Source organism: Occallatibacter sp. (assembly GCF_049582745.1).
Taxonomy (GTDB): domain Bacteria; phylum Acidobacteriota; class Terriglobia; order Terriglobales; family Acidobacteriaceae; genus Telmatobacter.
Genome location: NZ_JBAUUO010000074.1, coordinates 23,982 through 43,830 on the forward strand (window position 1 = coordinate 23,982; position 19,849 = coordinate 43,830).

The 19,849-nt window shown below is 54.0% G+C and carries 16 protein-coding genes and 1 tRNA gene; all 17 read left to right on the forward strand.

From position 1 onward, the window contains the following. The first annotated feature begins 1 nt into the window (after position 1). The 17 genes from WCA10_RS12015 to WCA10_RS12095 all read left to right on the forward strand — a co-directional run bounded on the left by WCA10_RS12015 (position 2) and on the right by WCA10_RS12095 (position 19,765). Positions 2-1,321 carry a hypothetical protein gene (locus WCA10_RS12015; protein WP_472822764.1) on the forward strand — a complete coding sequence of 440 codons (1,320 nt, stop codon included), beginning with the start codon at positions 2-4 and terminating at the stop codon, positions 1,319-1,321. Between the two features lie 2 nt (positions 1,322-1,323). After that, complete coding sequence (locus tag WCA10_RS12020) at positions 1,324-2,895, forward strand: XrtA system polysaccharide chain length determinant (RefSeq protein ID WP_472822765.1); 1,572 nt, start codon at positions 1,324-1,326, stop codon at positions 2,893-2,895. A gap of 13 nt (positions 2,896-2,908) precedes the next feature. Further along, positions 2,909-3,901, forward strand: a complete 993-nt coding sequence (locus WCA10_RS12025; RefSeq protein ID WP_472822766.1) for an ExeA family protein — start codon at positions 2,909-2,911, stop codon at positions 3,899-3,901. Then, positions 3,885-4,883, forward strand: a complete 999-nt coding sequence (locus tag WCA10_RS12030; RefSeq protein ID WP_472822767.1) for a CpsD/CapB family tyrosine-protein kinase — start codon at positions 3,885-3,887, stop codon at positions 4,881-4,883. Before WCA10_RS12025 ends, WCA10_RS12030 begins: the two co-directional genes overlap by 17 nt. 174 nt (positions 4,884-5,057) lie before the next feature. Further along, positions 5,058-6,194 carry a sugar transferase gene (locus WCA10_RS12035; protein WP_472822768.1) on the forward strand — a complete coding sequence of 379 codons (1,137 nt, stop codon included), beginning with the start codon at positions 5,058-5,060 and terminating at the stop codon, positions 6,192-6,194. Positions 6,195-6,303: 109 nt separating this feature from the next. Then, positions 6,304-7,302 (forward strand): Gfo/Idh/MocA family protein, encoded by a 999-nt coding sequence (locus tag WCA10_RS12040; protein WP_472822769.1) that lies wholly within the window; start codon positions 6,304-6,306, stop codon positions 7,300-7,302. Beyond that, the gene (locus WCA10_RS12045) at positions 7,299-7,790 is read left to right on the forward strand and encodes an acyltransferase (RefSeq protein WP_472822770.1); all 492 of its coding nucleotides are present in this window, start codon (positions 7,299-7,301) and stop codon (positions 7,788-7,790) included. The genes WCA10_RS12040 and WCA10_RS12045 overlap by 4 nt, the downstream gene beginning before the upstream one ends. Before the next feature lie 130 nt (positions 7,791-7,920). Beyond that, positions 7,921-9,165 (forward strand): DegT/DnrJ/EryC1/StrS family aminotransferase, encoded by a 1,245-nt coding sequence (locus WCA10_RS12050; RefSeq protein WP_472822771.1) that lies wholly within the window; start codon positions 7,921-7,923, stop codon positions 9,163-9,165. 64 nt (positions 9,166-9,229) lie between these two features. Then, positions 9,230-10,168 (forward strand): glycosyltransferase family 2 protein, encoded by a 939-nt coding sequence (locus WCA10_RS12055; protein ID WP_472822772.1) that lies wholly within the window; start codon positions 9,230-9,232, stop codon positions 10,166-10,168. A 117-nt stretch (positions 10,169-10,285) separates the two neighbouring features. Next, entirely contained in the window at positions 10,286-11,032 is a 747-nt protein-coding gene (locus WCA10_RS12060) for a ChbG/HpnK family deacetylase (protein ID WP_472822773.1), read from the forward strand. Positions 11,033-11,142: 110 nt separating this feature from the next. Continuing rightward, the gene (locus WCA10_RS12065; RefSeq protein WP_472822774.1) at positions 11,143-12,048 is read left to right on the forward strand and encodes a glycosyltransferase family 2 protein; all 906 of its coding nucleotides are present in this window, start codon (positions 11,143-11,145) and stop codon (positions 12,046-12,048) included. Positions 12,049-12,106: 58 nt separating this feature from the next. Then, a tRNA-OTHER gene (locus WCA10_RS12070) sits at positions 12,107-12,197 on the forward strand. 96 nt (positions 12,198-12,293) lie between these two features. Further along, the gene (locus tag WCA10_RS12075) at positions 12,294-13,202 is read left to right on the forward strand and encodes a hypothetical protein (RefSeq protein WP_472822775.1); all 909 of its coding nucleotides are present in this window, start codon (positions 12,294-12,296) and stop codon (positions 13,200-13,202) included. A 176-nt stretch (positions 13,203-13,378) separates the two neighbouring features. Further along, positions 13,379-15,022 carry an asparagine synthase-related protein gene (locus WCA10_RS12080; RefSeq protein WP_472822945.1) on the forward strand — a complete coding sequence of 548 codons (1,644 nt, stop codon included), beginning with the start codon at positions 13,379-13,381 and terminating at the stop codon, positions 15,020-15,022. Between the two features lie 321 nt (positions 15,023-15,343). Next, complete coding sequence (locus WCA10_RS12085) at positions 15,344-16,606, forward strand: O-antigen ligase family protein (protein WP_472822776.1); 1,263 nt, start codon at positions 15,344-15,346, stop codon at positions 16,604-16,606. Between the two features lie 492 nt (positions 16,607-17,098). Continuing rightward, positions 17,099-18,058, forward strand: coding sequence for a glycosyltransferase family 4 protein (locus WCA10_RS12090; RefSeq protein WP_472822777.1), 960 nt, complete (start codon positions 17,099-17,101; stop codon positions 18,056-18,058). 144 nt (positions 18,059-18,202) lie between these two features. Then, positions 18,203-19,765 (forward strand): lipopolysaccharide biosynthesis protein, encoded by a 1,563-nt coding sequence (locus WCA10_RS12095; RefSeq protein WP_472822778.1) that lies wholly within the window; start codon positions 18,203-18,205, stop codon positions 19,763-19,765. The last annotated feature ends 84 nt before the right edge of the window (positions 19,766-19,849 follow it).

Sequence of the window (19,849 nt, forward strand, 5' to 3'; positions counted from 1 at the left end):
TATGCTGAAGATTGCCTGTTTCTTTCTCGTGATTGCGACAACGACGCCGTTATGGTCTCAGGTTGAGCCTGCAGCGAATGGCGGCGGGATCGATCTGGACGACACCCACATGATGACGCCTCCGCCGATCAGCGGAGACGCCTATCCGGTAGTCGTAGGAACTGAATCGCGCGCGAACTATCTTGATGCCGGGCTTGTCTTCACCGGTTCTTACGTTGACAATCTCATGCTTGGGGACACTACGAAGGCTGACGGTGACGAGATTTACTATTTCCTGCCTTCGGTAAGCCTTGATCGCAGGACCTCAAGACAGGGCGAGACTTTGCACTATAGCCCAGGATTCACGCTTTATCAAAATACGAGCCAACTCAATGGCGTGAGCCAGGACGCGTCAGCTGACTACCGGTTTCACATCAGTCCGTATGCTGTGATTGAGATTAGCGACAAATTTCAGCAAAACGACAACCTTTACAATCAGTCGAATCCATTTGTCGGCGGTGGAGTTTCGGGAAAACCGGGACCGTCGAATACGCTTCTGATTGCACCCTTCGCGAATGAGATCGTCAATACGAGCAACGCAGGGATTGATTACCAGTACGGTAGAAATGCGATGGTCGGGGGGAGAGGAACTTATGACTTCCTTCACTATCCGGATGATTCCCATACCGCAGGATTGAACGACGGAAATACAACTGGCGCGATGGGATTCTTTAGTCGAAGGATCGGCCGATCTGAGTATGCCGGCGTTGCATATCAGTTCTCAAAATTTTCTGCACATCCGATTGACACGTATGCGGTGGCACACAACGTCTTCGGGTTTTACACTCATTACTTTACAAAGAGCTTCTCATTCTCGATCCTCGGTGGCCCGGAGCATTACGCTGCCTGGGAATCAGGCCTTCCGAAACTCGAGGGATGGACGCCGGCGGTGCAGGGCAGTCTAGGTTGGCAGGCACTTCGGACGATGGTAAGCGTTAGCTACTCCCATCTGGTATCGGGTGCACCGGGGTTTGGCGGTGCGTATCATGCAGATATGGCCAGTATTGACGGACGTTTTTTGTTTTCCCGCAACTGGAGCGTTGGGGCAGAGGGGAATTATTCGTTGCTCGACAGTCTCACTCCCGCCCTGTTTCCAGGAGGACATACAATTTCCGCCGGGGCTGATGTGCAGCACCGAGTGATGGAAGGACTGAACGCAGCAATTGGATACATGCATTTCCATGAGAGCTATTCCGGAATTCCAGTCGCCTTCATTGCGCCAGACTCGAATCGCGTTTACCTATCGATCAGTTACGGATTTCACCGCCCCTTAGGAAGATGACCATGCCCGAGATCATTGAAGAACAGGAATCAACGCATTTTGACTTCGAAAAGTATCTCGATCTCGTGCGTCGCCGGCATATCTATTTTCTGGTTCCTCTGTTGGCTGGCTGGATGTTCGTTTGGGGAGTCAGCTGGGTTTTGCCGGCGAGATACAAGTCGAGCACATTAATTCTGGTTGAGCAGCCAACGATGCCTGAGAACTATGTGGCTCCCAACGTTACGGACAATCTACAGGACCGTCTGCAAAGCATCACGCAGCAGATCCTGAGCCGTACACGCCTTCTGATGATCATTAAAAAGCTGAACTTGTACGTTGGCTCCGATGCAATTAAGAATGATGACGACAAGATCGAAAAGATGCGAAAGGACATCAGCATCGATCTTGTCCGCGATACTCGTAATAACGAGATCACCTCTTTCCGAGTGGGGTTCTCCTCGAATAATCCCATTTTGGCTCAGAAGGTGACGTACGAGCTGACGCAGCTGTTCATCAATGAGAACCTCAAGGTCCGCGAGCAACAGTCCGAGGGGACAACGCTCTTTATTGAAAAACAGCTTGCTGACGCGCGCGCAACCCTGACTGCCCAGGAAGAAAAGGTTCGGCAATTCCAAGCAGCGCATGAGGGCGCACTCCCCAGTCAGCAGGCCAGCAATCTCCAGATCCTTGCCGGTTTTCAGAGCCAATTACAGAACCAGCAGGATTCGCTGAGCACCGCGAAACAGCAGCGGGTCTACTATCAAACACTGATCGAGCAGTACAAGAACCTTCATGCCACCGGGCGTACCGTGGATGGAGCGCCGACGGAAGTCACTGCTATCGACCAGGAATTGGCGAAGCTCAGAGCTCAACTGACGGATCTGAGTTCGCGCTATACAGATTCCTATCCGGACGTGGTAAAGGTGAAGGCACAGATCGCCCGGACCGAGAAGCAGAGGCAGGACATGTTGGCCTCTCAAAGAACCGGCTCGAGACAGGCCGGTGACGCAGAGAGCGCGCCCCTTCTTCAATTACAGAGCCAACTCCAGGCCAACCAGGTTGAGATTGCAGGCCGCGAGCGGGCGATTGCCGGGCTTGAGGCTAGAATCAACGAATACCAGGGACGCCTCAACTCACAACCTGCGACCGAACAGGCGCTGGCCGATCTTACCCGAGGCTACGACCAATCGAAGGCGAACTATGATGACCTTCTGAAAAAGAAGAATCAGTCCGTCATGGCCACCAGCATGGAGCAAATGCAGCAAGGCGAGCGCTTCACCATGCTTGATCCGCCGAGCCTTCCCATCAGACCCGACTTCCCGAATCGTCTCAAGTTCTGCGCAATGGGAGTGGGGATCGGCGTGGCGCTTGGATGCCTGGTTGTTTTCCTGTTCGAATTCTTCGATGACCGTATGCACGGAGAGAAAGAGATCAAGGCCCTACTTGAGTTACCCGTTGTGGCAGAGATTCCAGAAATTCAGAGCCCTCTGGACGAAAGAAGGCAGAAGAAACAAATGGCATTGGGCTGGACATTAACAGCGATCGTTGGTGCAGTGATTGCGGCTGGATCTGCATACAGCTTATTGCGAGGATAGTGCGGGACCTTTTATGTACAAGAGCTTCTACAATTTGACGCGCAATCCGTTCGATATCACGCCGGACCCGACCTGTTTTGTGGCGACGGTGCGACACAATGAGGCGCTGGCCGCACTCTACTACGGGATTCGTCGCCACAAAGGCGTCGTCGTGGTGACGGGAGAAGTGGGAACCGGCAAGACTCTGATGGTTCGATGCCTGCTGCAACTCTTCAAGGAGAGCAGCGAAATTGCCTATGCCTACTTGTTTAACTGCCGGCTGTCCGCTATGGAGTTTCTGCACTACACGGCCTCTGATTTCGGTTTGAAGGTCAGCGAACAGCAGAACAAGAGCTCGCTGCTGTTGGACCTGAGCAGATACGTTACGTCGCGTGGCCTTCAGGGACTCACGACGGTATTGGTGGTCGATGAGGCGCACAATCTTTCCATGGAACTCCTGGAGGAGATTCGTTTACTTTCCAATCTTGAAACAAACGACGATAAGCTTCTTCAGATTGTTCTGGTGGGGCAGCCCGAGCTGGATCTGAAGCTCGATTCCTTTGAACTTCGTCCGCTGAAGCAAAGAATTGCATTGCGTGCGCACCTTGCGCCGCTCGATGAGCAGGATACGGACAGGTACATTCAGGAGCGACTAGCCATTGCCGGAGGGGGCTTCCGCGATGAGCCATTGTTTTCGCCGGATGCTGTGAAGACGATTCATCGATACTCCCGTGGATTTCCGCGCCTCATCAACACTATTTGCGAGAACTCTCTCATCACCGGATATGCTCAACAGGTTTCTGAGATTACTTCAGAGATTGTCTCTGGAGTCGCCAGCGACTTCCATCTCACTCAAAATGGTTCGAAGATCGCACACAACGCGCCAAATCATGTCGACCAAGACCTGGAACGAGCCAGGAGTTTTTCCCTGGATCTTTACGCGGCAACGCAAAAAGCGAACGGAGCCGGCTCGGAATTGAATCCTCCGATCACGGTTGAAGCGGGGGGGCATGAGTCAGATATTTGACGCTCTACAGCGTTCGGAAGCAGAACGGAGTGGCAAAAAGGGTGTAGCCGTTGATGCGCGCGCACTCGATGTGCTGCAACGCGCCGAAAGCACTGTGGCCACAGTTCGATCGGCGAGCGATTCGTTTGATGGCCGCGGTCAGGCGGCTCTCCAGGAACCTGCGTTGGCAGTGGTGGAACCGCCGCAAGGAGAGAGCGGTGTGGATAACTTCCTAACCGGTTCTCCGGTATTGCGAGTTGAAGAGCGCGGCGAGGGGCCAATGCAATGCGAAACGCTGAACATCTCGACGTCTCCTGATAGTCATCTCGTATGCCTCCCCGACATGGAAAGCCCCGCCGGCGAAGCGTTTCATCTGCTTGGCGTACGGTTAAGACACATGCGGCGTCAGCGTCCATTAAAAAAGATTCTGATTACGAGCACAATTCCGCAGGAAGGCAAGAGCATGGTTGCAGGCAATCTGGCTTGCACTATCGCGCTGCGGACCCAGCAAAAGGTGGTCCTTATCGAGGGTGACGTGCGGCGGCCCACGCAGTCGAAGATTTTTGGACTTCCACCAAAGCCGGGGATTTGCGAATGGCTGAGCGGGGAGAGGACGCTTGTCAGAAGCATGTATAGGCTTCAGGGGCCAGGAATCTGGATTCTTCCTGCGGGAATGGCGACAGGAAATTCGCTCGAATTGTTGCAATCGGGCCGGGCTACGCCACTGATGGAGCAGCTAACGGCTTGGTTCGACTGGTTGGTCATCGATTCACCGCCGATTCTTCCTCTCGCCGACACGAGTGTGTGGACCAATCTGGCGGACGGGATCCTGCTTGTGACCCGGCAGGGCACTACGCAGAAGCGTCAGCTGGAGCGCGGACTTGAAGCGGTCGGAACGCAAAAGTTGATTGGGGCAATTTTGAACAGTGCAAAAAGCGTGGCGAACTCAGATTATTACTATCGCCCCACAAACCGGTTACTAAACGAGGATGCGGAAGTTTGATTGTTATGGGTAATCTAGCGTCTGTTGACTATTCTCACGAGAGCGGTTGAGTTTCCAATCTGTATGAAACGCTTCACCGGTTGTCCGACACTATGACTACAAGATGCGATATGGAATTTGAACGATTTAGGTTCGAACGTTGAAGAAATTGGATATGTGCCTTGGGAGGAAACGGTGAACACGGAACAGCAGCGTCGGCAACCTTCTGTAATGGATCCCCTGACCGAGCCAGCATCTGAACGGCAGCCCTTCGATGAGGAAGGTTTCAGGCGGGTCATCGCGATCGAGCGGAAACGGACGGAACGATCGAAGGCTCCGTTTGTCCTCATGCTTCTCGAGGTTGACGACCAGCATCCAGTCAGGTCAGCGAAAGCGCTGGAATCGGTGATGACGGTTCTGCTGGCAACGAGCCGCGACACCGACATGGTGGGTTGGTACAAGTCGGCGAATACGATAGGCGCATTGTTTACGGGCCTGGTCGCAGGAGACAAAAGCTCGATCCTCATGACCATTCTGAGTCGTGTGAGCAAGACTTTGCGGGAGGAACTGACTTTCGAGCAATTTAATCTCGTCAACATTTCTCTGCATTACTATCCCGATGATTGGGATGAGAACGGACCGGGTCGCCCAAGCAACCCTGCCTTGTATCCAGATCTTTCAAGCCGCGACAAAGGCAAGCAGCCGATGCTTATTCTCAAGCGAACCCTTGACATCGTGGGGGGCTTGATTCTCTCAATGGTCTGCCTTCCCTTCTGCGTACTCATTGCGATCGCAGTCAAGGCGACCTCCAAAGGGCCTGTCCTGTTTCGGCAGATCCGGGTGGGTCAGCATGGGAAGCAGTTCACCTTCCTGAAGTTCCGTTCGATGTACGTCAACAATGACCACAATGTTCACCGCGAATTCGTGACCAAGCTGATCAACAAAGAGGAAAGAGCGGACCTCAAATCGGACACAGTCTACAAGCTTACAGGTGACAAGCGGATCACCCCGATCGGGAGATTTCTGCGCAAATCCAGCCTGGACGAATTGCCACAGTTCTTCAACGTTCTCTGTGGTGATATGTCGCTGGTTGGTCCCCGTCCTCCGATTCCATACGAATTGGCTGCGTATCAAACATGGCATCGCCGGAGACTGCTCGAAGTAAAGCCTGGTATTACCGGGTTGTGGCAGGTTACCGGAAGAAGCATTGTTGACTTTGATGACATGGTGCGACTGGATCTCAGGTATGCCACCTCATGGAGTCCGTGGCTTGACGTCAAAATCCTTCTCCGCACGCCTCTAGCCGTTATCCGTGGCTCGGGCGCCTACTAAACTCCTTCACAACTGATTCAATCGGCAGAGATCATCACTGATCCCGGTCTGGAAACCTGCGTACGTCATCCCCCAACCAGTCAGCGATTCTGCAGAAAGACGGCGAATCATGAACTTTGGCGTAATCGGTTACGGCTACTGGGGCCCGAATATTGTGAGGAACCTAGCGAGTCTTGAGGGTTCCGAGGTCCTGGCTATTGCAGAGATCAGCCCCCAGGCCCGCCTTCGGGCACAGAAGGCTCATCCTGGAGCAAGAGTTGTTTCAAGCGCGACAGAAGTCATCACTTCACCTGAGATCGACGCAATCGCGGTCGTATCCCCGGTCTGGACGCACTACGAATTGTCCAAGGCGGCTCTGCAGAATGGAAAGCACGTCTTTGTTGAGAAACCGTTCACAAGCACTTCGGCCCAAGGCGAGGAACTGATTAACCTTGCTGCCCAGAAGAACCTGACGATAATGGTGGACCACACGTTCCTGTTCACCGGAGCGGTACGGAAAATCAAGCAACTTGTCGATGATGGCGCGCTGGGCAATCTGTACTATTACGATTCGACTCGCGTCAACCTCGGCCTGTTCCAGCATGACTGCAACGTGTTATGGGATCTAGCCCCCCACGATCTGTCGATCATGGACTACCTGCTGAAGGGCGATCCGGAAGCGATTGTTGCAACCGGGCAAGGCCATCTGAATGGTCATGAAGATGTTGCATACATGACGCTCTACTTCCCGGAAAAAGTCATTGCTCACATCAATGTGAACTGGTTGTCGCCGGTGAAGGTGAGGACGACGTTGATTGGCGGCGAGAAACGAATGCTGGTCTGGAACGATCTTGAAGCCGACGAAAAGCTGAAGATCTACGACAAGGGTGTTCAGATTGGCAGCAAGGAAGGTGTCTACGAGCTGCTTGTAAGTTATCGCTCAGGTGACATGTGGTCTCCGCAGTTGGAACAAGGCGAGGCGCTGCGACAGGAAATGACATACTTCGTCGATTGCGTTTCGAGTGGACAACAGCCTTTCAATAATGGCTGCGCCGGTCTCCGGGTCGTCAAAATGCTCGAGGCTGCGAGCGAATCATTGAAAAAAAGAGGGGCTCTTGTCGAGCTATGAATGAATTTAACGCAATTGCAAGCGACGTAAAGCTCGGAAAGAACGTTCGCCTTTCGAAGTTTATCAACCTTTACGGGTGCGAGATCGGGGACGACACGAAGATCGGCGCATTTGTCGAAATTCAAAAAAACGCAAGGGTAGGCCAGCGATGCAAGGTTTCAAGCCACACCTTCATCTGCGAGGGAGTCATGATCGAGGACAACGTGTTCGTCGGACATGGTGTGATGTTCACGAATGACAGCTATCCTCGCGCGACGAGTCTTGAAGGCAAGCTACAGACAGAAGCGGACTGGAAGGTCGAGAAAACACTTGTCAAGCGAGGCGCATCCATTGGTACGGGTGCGACAATTCTCCCAAATGTCTGCATCGGCGAAAACGCGATTGTGGGCGCGGGAAGCGTGGTAACCCGCGACGTTCCTGCGAACGCCGTGATAGCGGGCAACCCAGCCAGGATTTTGCGTTACCTTGACGCGGCTAAAGGGGACTAGGGTTTCAGCTCCGGCATCTGAGCGCGTGCCCGCGAGCGATCGTGGCGAGTCAATCCGGGCTCGCCGATCCTGTGTCGAATCATCCGTACAGTTTCCGTAATGATTCATAGAGCGCAAGTCAGGAGAGACAATGAATAGTGACGTGGCAATCCCATTTCTCGATTTAGTAACTCCCCACGTTGAGCTTGAGGAGGAACTCACGGCGTTGTTCCGCCGCGTGTTGCATTCCGCCGGGTTCATAGGCGGTCCGATGGTGGAGAACTTTGAAACCGCATTTGCAGAGTTCTGCGATGTGCGTCATGCCATTGCCGTAAATAGCGGTACGGATGCCTTGCGGTTCGCCATCATTGCGAGCGGCATCCAGGCCGGGGACGTCGTTCTTACGGTTCCAAATACCTTCATCGCTACGACCGAAGCAATCTCGCAGGCGCGGGCCATTCCGGAATTTGTGGATGTTGACGAGCAGACGTACAACATGTCTGTTGTCATGTTGCAGCGCTATCTCGAAAAGAAATGCGTTCGCGACAAATCCGGACGGCTTGTGAGCCTTCACAGCGGCCGGCCTGTGACGACGATCATTCCGGTGCACTTGTATGGACAGATGGCCGATATGGACCGGATTCTTGAGCTTGCGGAAGAATACAACCTGATCGTGATCGAGGATGCCTGCCAGGCGCATGGTGCCGAGTATTTTTCAAAAAAGCACAACCGGTGGATGAAGGCGGGGTCGATGGGTAGAGCGGCCGCATTCAGCTTCTATCCCGGAAAGAACCTTGGAGCCTGCGGCGAGGCCGGCGCAATCACGACGAATGATTCCAGCATGGCAGAGAAGATGAAAATGCTGCGCGATCACGGACAAAGCCGAAAATACTACCACGACATCGAGGGCTACAATGGACGGCTGGACGCATTGCAGGCCGGAATTCTTCAAATTAAGCTAGGGCATCTGAAAAACTGGAATGAGCTTCGCCGTGCGAGAGCCCTCGAATACAATCGGCTTCTCGCGGATTGCGATGCCATTCGACTGCCATGGGAGCCATCCTGGTCCCGAGGTGTCTATCATCTCTACGTGATCCGAACCAACGAACGTGAAAATATGATGAAGCATCTGAAGGATGCGGGAATCGGGTCGGCCATTCATTATCCGGTACCGCTGCACATGCAACGCGCTTATTTATCTCTCAACCACAGCGTGGGAGATTTCCCGGTAACGGAGAGCTGTGCCGCAGAAATTGTGTCGCTTCCGATGTACCCTCAACTGACATCCGGACAACAAGAGAAGACGGCTGCGGCGATTATTTCGTTTACGAACTTACAGAAGGATTCGACGGAGGAGCGACTCGGAACGCTCATAACCGCGGACCGATCTGCGTAGCAGCACGAAGATGGTCTCGATATCGGCCCCCCACAATATCCTTCAGTCGTCCAATCAAATTGACATGTCCACGCTTACGAAATACGTCATAGTCACTCCAGCCCGGAACGAGGCGCGATTCATTGAGCTTACGCTTCGGTCTGTCGTGACGCAGACGGTGCTTCCGCTGAGGTGGGTAATTGTCAGTGATGGCTCTACGGACGGAACCGATGAAGTTGTGTCCAGGTATGCAGCAGAGCATCCATGGATCGAGTTGGTACGAATGCCTGAGCGCGTTGAGCGGAATTTTGCAGGCAAGGTGCTGGCATTCAATGCCGGGTACGCGAGAGTCAAGGACCTAGGCTATGAGGTGATTGCGAGTCTCGATGCCGACATCTCCTTCGATCCGGACTATTTCGAATTTCTGCTTAGGAAGCTGTTAGAGAATCCGGCCTTGGGTGTAGTTGGAACGCCATTCCAGGAGTTGTCTGGACAAGTCTACGACTATCGGTTTGTCAGCATCGAACACGTGTCCGGCGCATGCCAGGTGTTTCGCCGCGAGTGTTTCGACGCAATTGGTGGATATAAGCCGATGAAGGGCGGCTCCATCGATCACGTTGCGGTAATCAGCGCGCGGATGCGCGGTTGGCAGACGCGTAGTTTCACCGAGAAGGTATGCACGCATCATCGCGAGATGGGAACGGCACAGCAGGGCATTTTGAAGTCCAGATTCAAGTATGGATTGAAGGATCATCGCATCGGTAATCACCCTCTCTGGGAGATTTTTCGAGTTGTATATCAAATGACCCAGACTCCACGGCTAATCGGCGGACTCGCGCTGGGGATCGGTTACACCTGGGCAGCGGTTCGCGGGCTTGAGCGGCCGGTTCCGCGCGAACTTGTTGAATTCCACCGAAGGGAACAACTGAGCCGATTGAAGAGAAAGGTTGCTCTGCGTGGAGCAGGAGAGCCACACACGATTTCCATGACTGCAAAAGCCGAGTTATCCAAGTCTGACAAGTGATCGAAGACCATGCAGAGAAGCACACAATCAGATCGGAACCGAATTCACTCCGCAAAGGCGTCGAGTAAGGAGCCATACGCTCTTCAGAGCGCTCGTCCACGCGGCTGCGGACTGATCGTGAATGCGGACGACTGGGGACTCAACTGCGAAACTACCGATCGCACTCTTGATTGTGTTCTTTGCGGCGCCGTCTCATCCGTCAGCGCCATGGTGTTCATGGAGGACTCGGAACGCGCGGCCGAGATTGCTCTCGACAATGGGATCGACGTTGGCCTCCACCTCAATTTTACGGCATCCTTCTCGGCGCCCGGGGTCTCACGGAAAATTGCTGAGCATCAGATTCGGTTATCAGAGTACCTGCTTCGAAATCGTTTCGCGCAGGTAATATTCCACCCCGGCCTGAATAGCTCTTTCGAATATATCGTCGCGGCTCAAATCGCAGAATTTGCTCGACTCTATGGGCGGGAACCGGAACGGCTTGACGGGCATCATCACATGCACCTCTGCGCCAATGTTCTCTTCGGCGGACTGCTTCCTTCAGGGACCATGGTTAGAAGGAGTTTCTCATTTCAGCCGGGAGAGAAGAGTATCGTGAATCGCTGGTATCGGAAGGCATTAGATCGCGTCCTCGGCCGACGTCATCGTCTGACCGACTTTTTCTTTTCAATACAGCCGCTCGTGCCCTTGAGCCGTCTTCAGAAGATCGTGGATCTGTCCCGTCACTTTATGGTTGAAATGGAAACTCACCCGCAAGTACCGGCCGAGCACGCGTTTTTAAAGGGTGAGGAATTCCGCAATTTGGTCGGTGATTCTGCGGCTGCACTCGGTTATGCGATTGTCCCCAATCTGACGACGCAGGTTTGATTGTACGAACTACACAGCCGTTGAGGGTTCAGACTTGAAGGTCGGAAACCGGGATTCAAACGACCTTTCTGAGATTGTTTTTAGGCCAACGATTCTCGATTAAGGAAGAAATGACTAGTCAAGCAAGCAATATCTGCGTCTGCATTTGTACGTTCAGACGCCCTGCTCTTCTTGAGCGCTTGCTGAATGATATTCGGCGTCAGGAAACGGGAGGACTCTTCACGTATTCCGTTGTTGTTTGCGATAACGACCAGCTTCGATCAGCGGAACAAACTGTGTCGGAATTCGCAGCCACCTCCAGCATCGGGGTCAAGTACTGCCTGGAGCCTCAGCAGAGCATCGCGCTCGCGCGCAACAAGGTCGTCCAAAACGCGACCGGAGATTATCTCGCTTTCATTGATGATGACGAGTTCCCGGAGAAGAGCTGGCTGCAGTCCCTGTTTCTTGCTTGTCAGAAATATGATGTGGACGGAGTGTTAGGGCCAGTGAAGCCGTCATTTGAAGAGGGAGTTCCGAGTTGGATCGTGAAGGGGAGGTTCTATGACAGGTCCTTCCCGGTCAGTGGTTGCATTCTCACTGCCCAGCAGACTCGGACAGGCAACGCGCTATTGAGAAGGGGCGTATTCTGTGACATGGATGCGCCGTTTCGGCCCGAGTACCGCGCCGGCGAGGACGTGGATTTCTTCAGGAGGGCAATCGAGCGCGGGTTTACATTCGCCTGGTGCGATGAAGCCATAGTTTATGAAACGGTGCCGCCTTCCAGGTGGAAACGCGTGTATCTGTTGCGGAAGGCTCTGCTGCGAGGCGGCTGCGCCGCGTTGAGGCCAACCGTTGGCGTGCTGGATATCACAAAGTCCCTGGTTGCCGTTCTAATCTATGGGCTTGCGCTACCCATTTCGGCGCTCCTCGGACAGCACAGATTCATGGATGTGATGGTACGGCTGTGCGATCACCTCGGAAAGCTCTTAGCGCTCATGGGGATTAAAGCGGTTCGGGAACCGTATGTCTCAGGCTAAGGTGTGATACGACGTACGGCGTTTTCAGGCGAGTAAGGCATTCCTGTTCCCGTAAATAGGAGAGGTCGCTGTTGGCTAAGGCAGTGGCCAGTTCTACCGGCTACGGTGGTTCATTCCATCCGGAGGTTCGAATCCTCCCCTCTCCGCCAATTTCAACAAGCAGGTGTCCTACGTGTTGCGCGAAGAGAGTTTCTTGATCTCTCGCGTGTTTTATCAGCGCGGTGTTTGAATTGTGGGTTCGCGATATGGCAAAGCTCATCAGCGTACGTGACAAAGAAATCCAGATTGACGGCCGTATTCTGCGTATCGCACAGCTTCACGGTGATCGATACCGCTTCATAGACGATCCAGAGCCGATCATTGACGGTCTGCGCAGATCCGGCTCGCGAGTAGACTTGCTTACATTCGCCCAAAGGCTTCCGGAGAGCCAGCCGAAATTCTCCTATGCATTCGAATGGGATAACTATGCAGTCTTATCCATCACAACGTTTGAGAATTGGTGGAAAAACGAGCTAGGCTTCAAGGCCAGGAACAAAGCTAAACAGGCCGAGAAGAATGGTGTCATCCTCCGGGAGGTCCCTTTCGACGACGCATTGGTCGCTGGGATACAGGGAATCTACAATGAATGCCCGATTCGGCAGAGGCGGCGTTTTCCCCATTACGGCAAAGATTTTGAAACCGTGCGTCGCGAAGAAGCCACATTTCTGAATAGCAGCATTTTTATCGGGGCATTCTTCGAGGAAATGCTGATTGGGTTCGTTAAGTTGGTGCCGGACGAGACCTCAACACAAGCCGGGCTCATGAACATTATTTCGATGCTTAAGCATAGGGACAAGGTTCCGCAGAATGCGCTAATCGCGCACGCGGTCCGAGCTTGTGCGGCCCGGGGTATCCGGTATCTCGTGTACTCAAAATTCGACTATGGGAAAAAGGAGCGCGACGGGTTGCGGGATTTCAAAGAGCGAAACGGTTTCCGACGAGTCGATACGCCTCGGTACTACGTACCGCTAACGGCAATCGGTCGGGTGGCGCTTCGTCTGGGCCTGCACCACAATATGTCAGAGCGCATTCCAGAAGGTGTTGCGAGGAGACTTCGCGATTTTCGGGCCGACTGGTACGAGCGACGGTATCGTTCGGTATTGGAGGAAACCTAGTGCCTGGGATCGTAGGACTTATTACTAAGCTCCCCAGGGAGCAAGCCGAACGCGAATTGCTCGCCATGGTGGGCACGCTTCGACACGAGACGTTTTACGTTACAGGAACCTGGATCGCTGAAGATCTGGGTATATATGTCGGTTGGAGCGCCCAGAAGAACTCGTTTGCGGACGAGATGCCACTCACGAACGAAACGGGCAAGGTCGTGCTTGTGTTTGCGGGCCAGGAATTCCCAGAACCCGGAACAACAGCACGATTAGCTGCGCGCGGACACGCACTCGGTTCTAAGGAGGCTTCTTACCTAGTCCATCTGTATGAAGAAGAGCGAAGTTTCCCGGCTTGTTTGAACGGCTTTTTTCATGCGGTGTTAGCCGACAAGACGCGAGGAACTGTCTCACTGATGAACGACCGGTACGGCATGCAGCGCCTCTACTACCACGAGTCAAAGGACGCATTTTACTTTGCTGGGGAAGCTAAGGCGATTCTTGCTGTACATCCCGAACTGCGCGCTGCGGAAATGGCAAGTCTGGGAGAATTGATTGCGCTAGGCGCCGTTCTCGAAAACCGGTCCTTGTTTCAAGGTATCTCGGTGTTGCCGAATGCTTCGTTGTGGACTTTTCGAAATGGTGCTGTTGAACAAAAAGGCACATATTTCCATCCTGAGGAATGGGAATCTCAGACCACGCTCGACCCGGACGAGTTCTACGGCGAGCTGCGAGAAGCGTTCGTCGAGGCCCTGCCGCGCTATTTCACTGGTCGGCAGTCCGTGGCGATGTCACTGACGGGCGGACTAGACACACGAGCTGTGATGGCCTGGTATCGGGGGTCTGCGGGTTCTCTACCGTGCTATACATTTGGCGGCACATATCGCGAATGCCGCGACGTTCTTGTGGCCAGGAGGGTTGCACAGACATGCGGACAACCTCACCAGGTTATTGAAACCGGCGCGGATTTTCTCTCGCGCTTTCCCCAACTTGCAGAACGAACTGTGTACCTCACTGACGGTGGCGCGGATGTAAGTTGCGCCCCACCGCTTTACGTCTGCCAGAAGGCACGCGAGATCGCGCCAGTGAGAATGACGGGAAACTACGGTGACCAGATCATTCGGCGATTCCGGGCATTTAAGCCAAGCATGCCTGCCGCCGGCTTATTCCGTCCGGAATTGATGACGCATGTCAAGGCGGCTTTCCAGACCTACAATCAGATTGCCGATACACACCCGCTATCGTTTTCCGCATTTCGGCAGACCGCATGGCATCATTCAAACCTGCTGGCGTTGGAACAGACCCAACTCACTCAACGTTCGCCGTTCCTCGATAATGGCGTGGTGCGGGCAAGTTTTCGCGCGCCGGCATGCGCAATCGAGAATAATGTCGCCCGACTCCGGTTGATTTCGGACGGAAACCTGGCGCTGAGGCAGATCCGCACCGACATGGGGGTTGGAGGAAAACACGAAAGTTTTCCTGGCTCAATTATTCGGCGTTATCAGGATTTTACGTTCAAAGCCGAGTACGCATACGATCATGGAATGCCGCAATCGGTAGCACAAATCGATCATGCACTCTCGCCGTTTCGCTTGGAGCGGCTCTTTCTTGGGCGTCACAAGTACTACCATTTCCGTGTCTGGTATCGCGACGAGCTCTCCAAATATGTCCAGGAAATGCTGCTGGATCCGTTGACGCTATCTCGACCCTATCTGGATCGCAGGGAAGTGGAAACGATCGTGCATCGCCACGTCAAAGGCGGCCGCAACTACACTACCGAGATTCACAATCTCCTGTCTCTTGAGTTGTTTCACAGGGTCTTCATTGATCATTAGCCAGTTCCCGTACAATCAACACTGCGCTATGTGTGAAATGACTTCGTTTTCGCAGCACCAGCATTGCCAACCCGCTCCGGTGATTCGGTATCTGCATCGTCCTCCGTCAAGAGCTGACGAACTGGAATTCGTGGAAGCAGTTTGGGTACGCCCAGAACGGGTCGTATGTCGACTGCGTTAAGCACGGTCATTTTCGAGATCGGCATCGCAGCGCTATTCTTTCTTGATCGAGAGAGAGAGAAGCGGGTGTCCTGGTCTCTTTGGATTCCGACTGCGTGGTTGTTTTTTTGCTTTTCCCGGTCTGTAACTGAATGGTTGCAAATGACCCCGACCCTCGATAGGGCCAGCAGCTATGTCGAGGGAAGTGCAGTGGATGCTGCTGTTTACGAGGCGCTCGAGATCGTCGCTTTGATTCTCGTGATCAGCAGGTGGCACCGGGTCATCCCTGTTTTGCGCAAGAACTGGGCAATCTGCCTGTTCTTCCTTTACGCAGCAATGAGCATTTCGTGGTCGGACTTTCCATTCGTTACGCTCAAACACTGGATTAAAGGTGTTGGTGACGTGATGATGGTTATGATCATCCTGACCGAGCCGAGTGTTCCCGAGGCTATCAAACGTGTTTTCACGCGACTTGCCTTCGTGCTCGTGCCGATATCAGTCCTTTTCATCAAGTACTACGCTACGCTCGGTCGCAGGTTGACGTTGAGTTGGACAATGGAGCCGATCGGAGTCGCCACCCAGAAGAACGGCTTGGGTGAATTGTGTGATTTCTTCGGCCTTGTGCTTCTCTGGCGCTTCCGTACCATCTATAACGACCCGGAAACACCGAACCGTAGAAACCGGCTAATAGCGCTTAGTGTGGTTTTGGTGATGATCGTCTGGCTGTTGTGGATGTGCAACTCAATGACGTCGATTTGTGCATTGAGCATGGCGACAACTGTGATGTTCCTTTCGACGAGGCCTGCTTTTCGCCGAAAACCCGCACTCGTGCACTTTCTCTTTTCAGGCTTACTTCTTTGTGCTCTGTATGCGCTCTTTTTTCAATCGTCGGGAACTTTAATCGAGAGTTTAGGAAGAAATCCCACTCTGACTGGCCGGACAGATATCTGGCAGATGGTCATCACTGTTCCCACCAATCGGCTGGTTGGCAGCGGATATGAGAGTTTCTGGCTCGGCGACCGGCTCCAGAAGATGTGGCAGGCATTTCCTGGGTTGAAACTCAACGAGTCTCACAACGGCTATGTTGAGATTCTTATTACTCTCGGGTGGATCGGACTGGTGTGCCTCGGTGTCTTGATTGCCAGCGGGTATCGAAACGTGATTCGAACCTTCCGTCGTGACCCTGATTTTGGCAGTCTCAAGCTGGCTTTTTTTCTTGCTTGTATCGTCACGGGCCTGACAGAAGCGGCCTTCAGAGTGATGGGGCCTCCTTGGATCGTGTTTCTGTTGGCGATCATTGCGACGCCCGTATACGCGACACGCAAAATTGGCCAGTGGAATCTCCCGGACAGCCAACCCCCAGCGGTTGATCAGGAGGCTCACGTAATACGCGAGGAAACGCGTCGGCAATTGACTCGAACATAACTTCAAGAATCATCACGCAGGTATAAGCGTGCAGATAAGCGCGACTCCTCCTCCTTAATATCCACGTACAGTGAACGGACGAACCGAACAAGCCACGAGGTTTCACTGGGTGGCACGAATGCCAGTGAACCAGGAGAATTCATGGGTCGCTTAAGTGTTTTGGTCTTGGGACCGGACTGTAATCCGAACGAGGTTAGCGTTCCTTTCGTCACGTATTCTCATGCTGCAGCGCTTGCCAAACTCCATGACGTAACTCTTGTTGCTCGAGCGACCGTTGAGGACACTCTGCGTCGCGCAAACGCGCCGTTCCACGCCATAGAGGTTATTCGAACACCTCGGCTCGATCGCATTTTCGCCTGGGGTTTTCGCAAAATCTTCAGAGGCAACTACGACAGTCAAGCACTAACCGCATTTAGGTATCCATTTTCTGTCGCGTTTGAATGGTATGCCTGGCGGCAGTTGCGGCGCCGTATTCGTTCTGGAGAGTTTGACGTGGTTCTCCGCGTCGTACCGTTGACGGCAGTGTTGCCGAGCCCTTTCGCTTATTTCCTGCGTAAGGGACCGATACCCTTCGTGATCGGTCCACTGAATGGCGGTTTACCCTGGCCTACTGGTTTCTCCCAACTCAAGAAGCAGAAGGAGTGGATCTCCGGTTTGAGGAAAGCGTACCGGCTTCTCCCATTTGCCCGGTCCACATATCGCCATGCCTCAGCGATCATTGCGGCTTCTTCCCAGACATACGCGGAGTTTGCGAAATACCGCGACAAGCTGTTCTTTGTGCCAGAAAACGGAATCGATCCCTCTATCTGTTGCGGCGATTCGCGGCGTTCTCCGGAGCTCGGGGCTCCCCTTGAGTTGATCTTTGTCGGCGGTCTTGTTCCCCGCAAGGCATGTGATCTTGCGCTTCGCGCGGCTGCTCCTCTCTTGCAAAACGATTCGGCACGTTTCACCGTCGTCGGCGATGGACCAGAGCGAGACCGCCTTCAACAGTTGACAGTCTCCCTCGGGATCGAAAAGGCCGTCACTTTCTGCGGGTGGTTGAGCCATACGGAAGCCCTCGGCCGGCTGCAATCTGCCGACGTGCTTGTGTTTCCGTCGGTTCGAGATTTCGGCGGAGGAGTGGTCTTTGAAGCACTGGCAGGGGGGACCGTTCCGATAGTCGTGGACTTCGGCGGACCCGGCGACATCGTCCTTCCGCAGATCGGGTACAAAGTTCCTCTCACGAATGAGGCCGATATGGTGATGCGGATGCAAGAGATACTGGTGGACCTTGCTGCCGATCGGGACCTCCTGAATGGCCTACGACGCGAAGGCATGGCTTACGCAAAGGAACGCCTGACTTGGGATGCAAAAGCACAATGCACAACTCGAGTACTGAATTGGGCAGTGGGACGAGGTCTGAAACCCGATCTTGTGCCACCGAAATTTCTTCATGTGCAGGCTGCGAGATGACTTTGCAACGGCCTGTCGGAAAGGCAATGGTTCACCGATTACTAAGAACTTGCACACGTATACAAAGGAATGTCGGCTGCGACGGAATGAAGGGGCCAAGCGAGCAGCGGTTTTCGCGCGCCGCAAATGGAGTAGGGTCGGACAATGATCCCATTTGACGCTAGCGGCGTATTTCGCCCCGGTGCAGGAAATCACGAACTACGAAGGCTCGCCGTCCGCGGTGCAGCAGCGACCGTATCGGCTTCGGGGCTGGCGCTCGGAGCCCAGGTGATCAGTACGGTGATACTGGCACGGTTACTGACCCCCGCCGATTTCGGCGTAGTCACGATGGTGACGACATTTAGCCTGCTTGTGGTCAGCTTCGGTCTCAATGGATTCACCGAGGCGGTCATTCAGTTTGAAGAAATGGACCATCAGACAGCAAGCAATTTGTTTTGGCTCAATACTGGCGCAGGGTTAGTTCTTGCAATTGCGTTTGCTGCGGCGGGGTCGTTGCTCGCGCGGTTCTACGGAAATCCGCTGGTGGCAGATGTCGCTAAAGGTCTGTCGATCGGGATCTTCATTCAGGCAGGTTCCGTAGTTCACTTGGCTCTTCTGATGCGCGCCATGCGATTCGGCGGAACCTCAACCAACGACGTAGTTGGCCGTGTGGCGAATACAGTTTTTTCGATCCTGTTCGCGCTGCGCGGGTGGGGATATTGGGCGCTAGTGACGGGGATCCTCGCCCAACAGCTTAGCCTCACCGTTGGTGCCTGGTGGCTTTGTCGATGGGTGCCGGGCTTGCCGCGCAGGAATGGCAAGACAGGTGCAGCGGTCCGGTTCGCAGTGAAGGTCTATGGCCAGTTCAGCATCGCCTATTCCACTAGGAATATCGATAACCTGCTGGTTGGTTGGCGATTCAATGCGGTGGCTCTAGGTTTCTACAAGAAAGCTTTTGACTTGTTTGCGCTCTCTGCAAGCCAGCTTACCGCACCGCTTAGCAACGTTGCTTTGGCGGCACTGAGCCGGTTGAATGAGGATCATGCTCGGTTTCGACGTTATCTCGCCAGTTCGCTCGCGATGATTGCTTTCCTCGGCATGGCTGCGAGCGCTGATCTTACGCTGGTCGGTAAGGACGTAGTCAGACTGGTTCTTGGACAGAAATGGGCGGAGGCCGGCAGAATTTTTGAGATATTCGGGCCGGGAATCGGCGCCATGCTGCTATGCACCACCGTTAGCTGGACCCACCTTTCCATCGGGAAGCCGGGACGGTTGCTACGCTGGGGTCTGGTGTCATTAGCGATAACGGTCTCGATGTTTCTGGTGGCACTGCATTGGGGACCCGTGGGAGTCGCCGCTGCATGGAGCATCTCGTCTTGGACCCTTTTGATTCCCGGATTCTGGTATGCCGGGCGACCCATCGGGTTTGGTGTCTCAGATCTGATGAACGCTATCTGGAAGTACGCCGCTGCAGCGCTGCTGGCAGGCCTGGCAGCAGCAGCAATCATCCGACATACACGATTCTGGGTCACCGCCGGAAGTTCAAGCTTCGCGTTCCTGGCAATCATCAGCATTTCGGCGCTGTTCATCACGCTATATTTGGGTGCGGTCATTCTCCTTCATGGAGGGTTCGGCCCGTTCCGGTTGCTTGCCGGCGTTTTGCGCGAGTTGGTCCCGTCTCGGAAAGCAGAAACAGCCGGGGCCGGAGTAGTGGGAGGACCCACGTGAGTAGCCGGCAATCACAGGGTGTGAACTGCCGGCTTTCAATCACAAGTTGAGGGTCACGCCCCCAACGTTGCAGTGGGGGTCAGG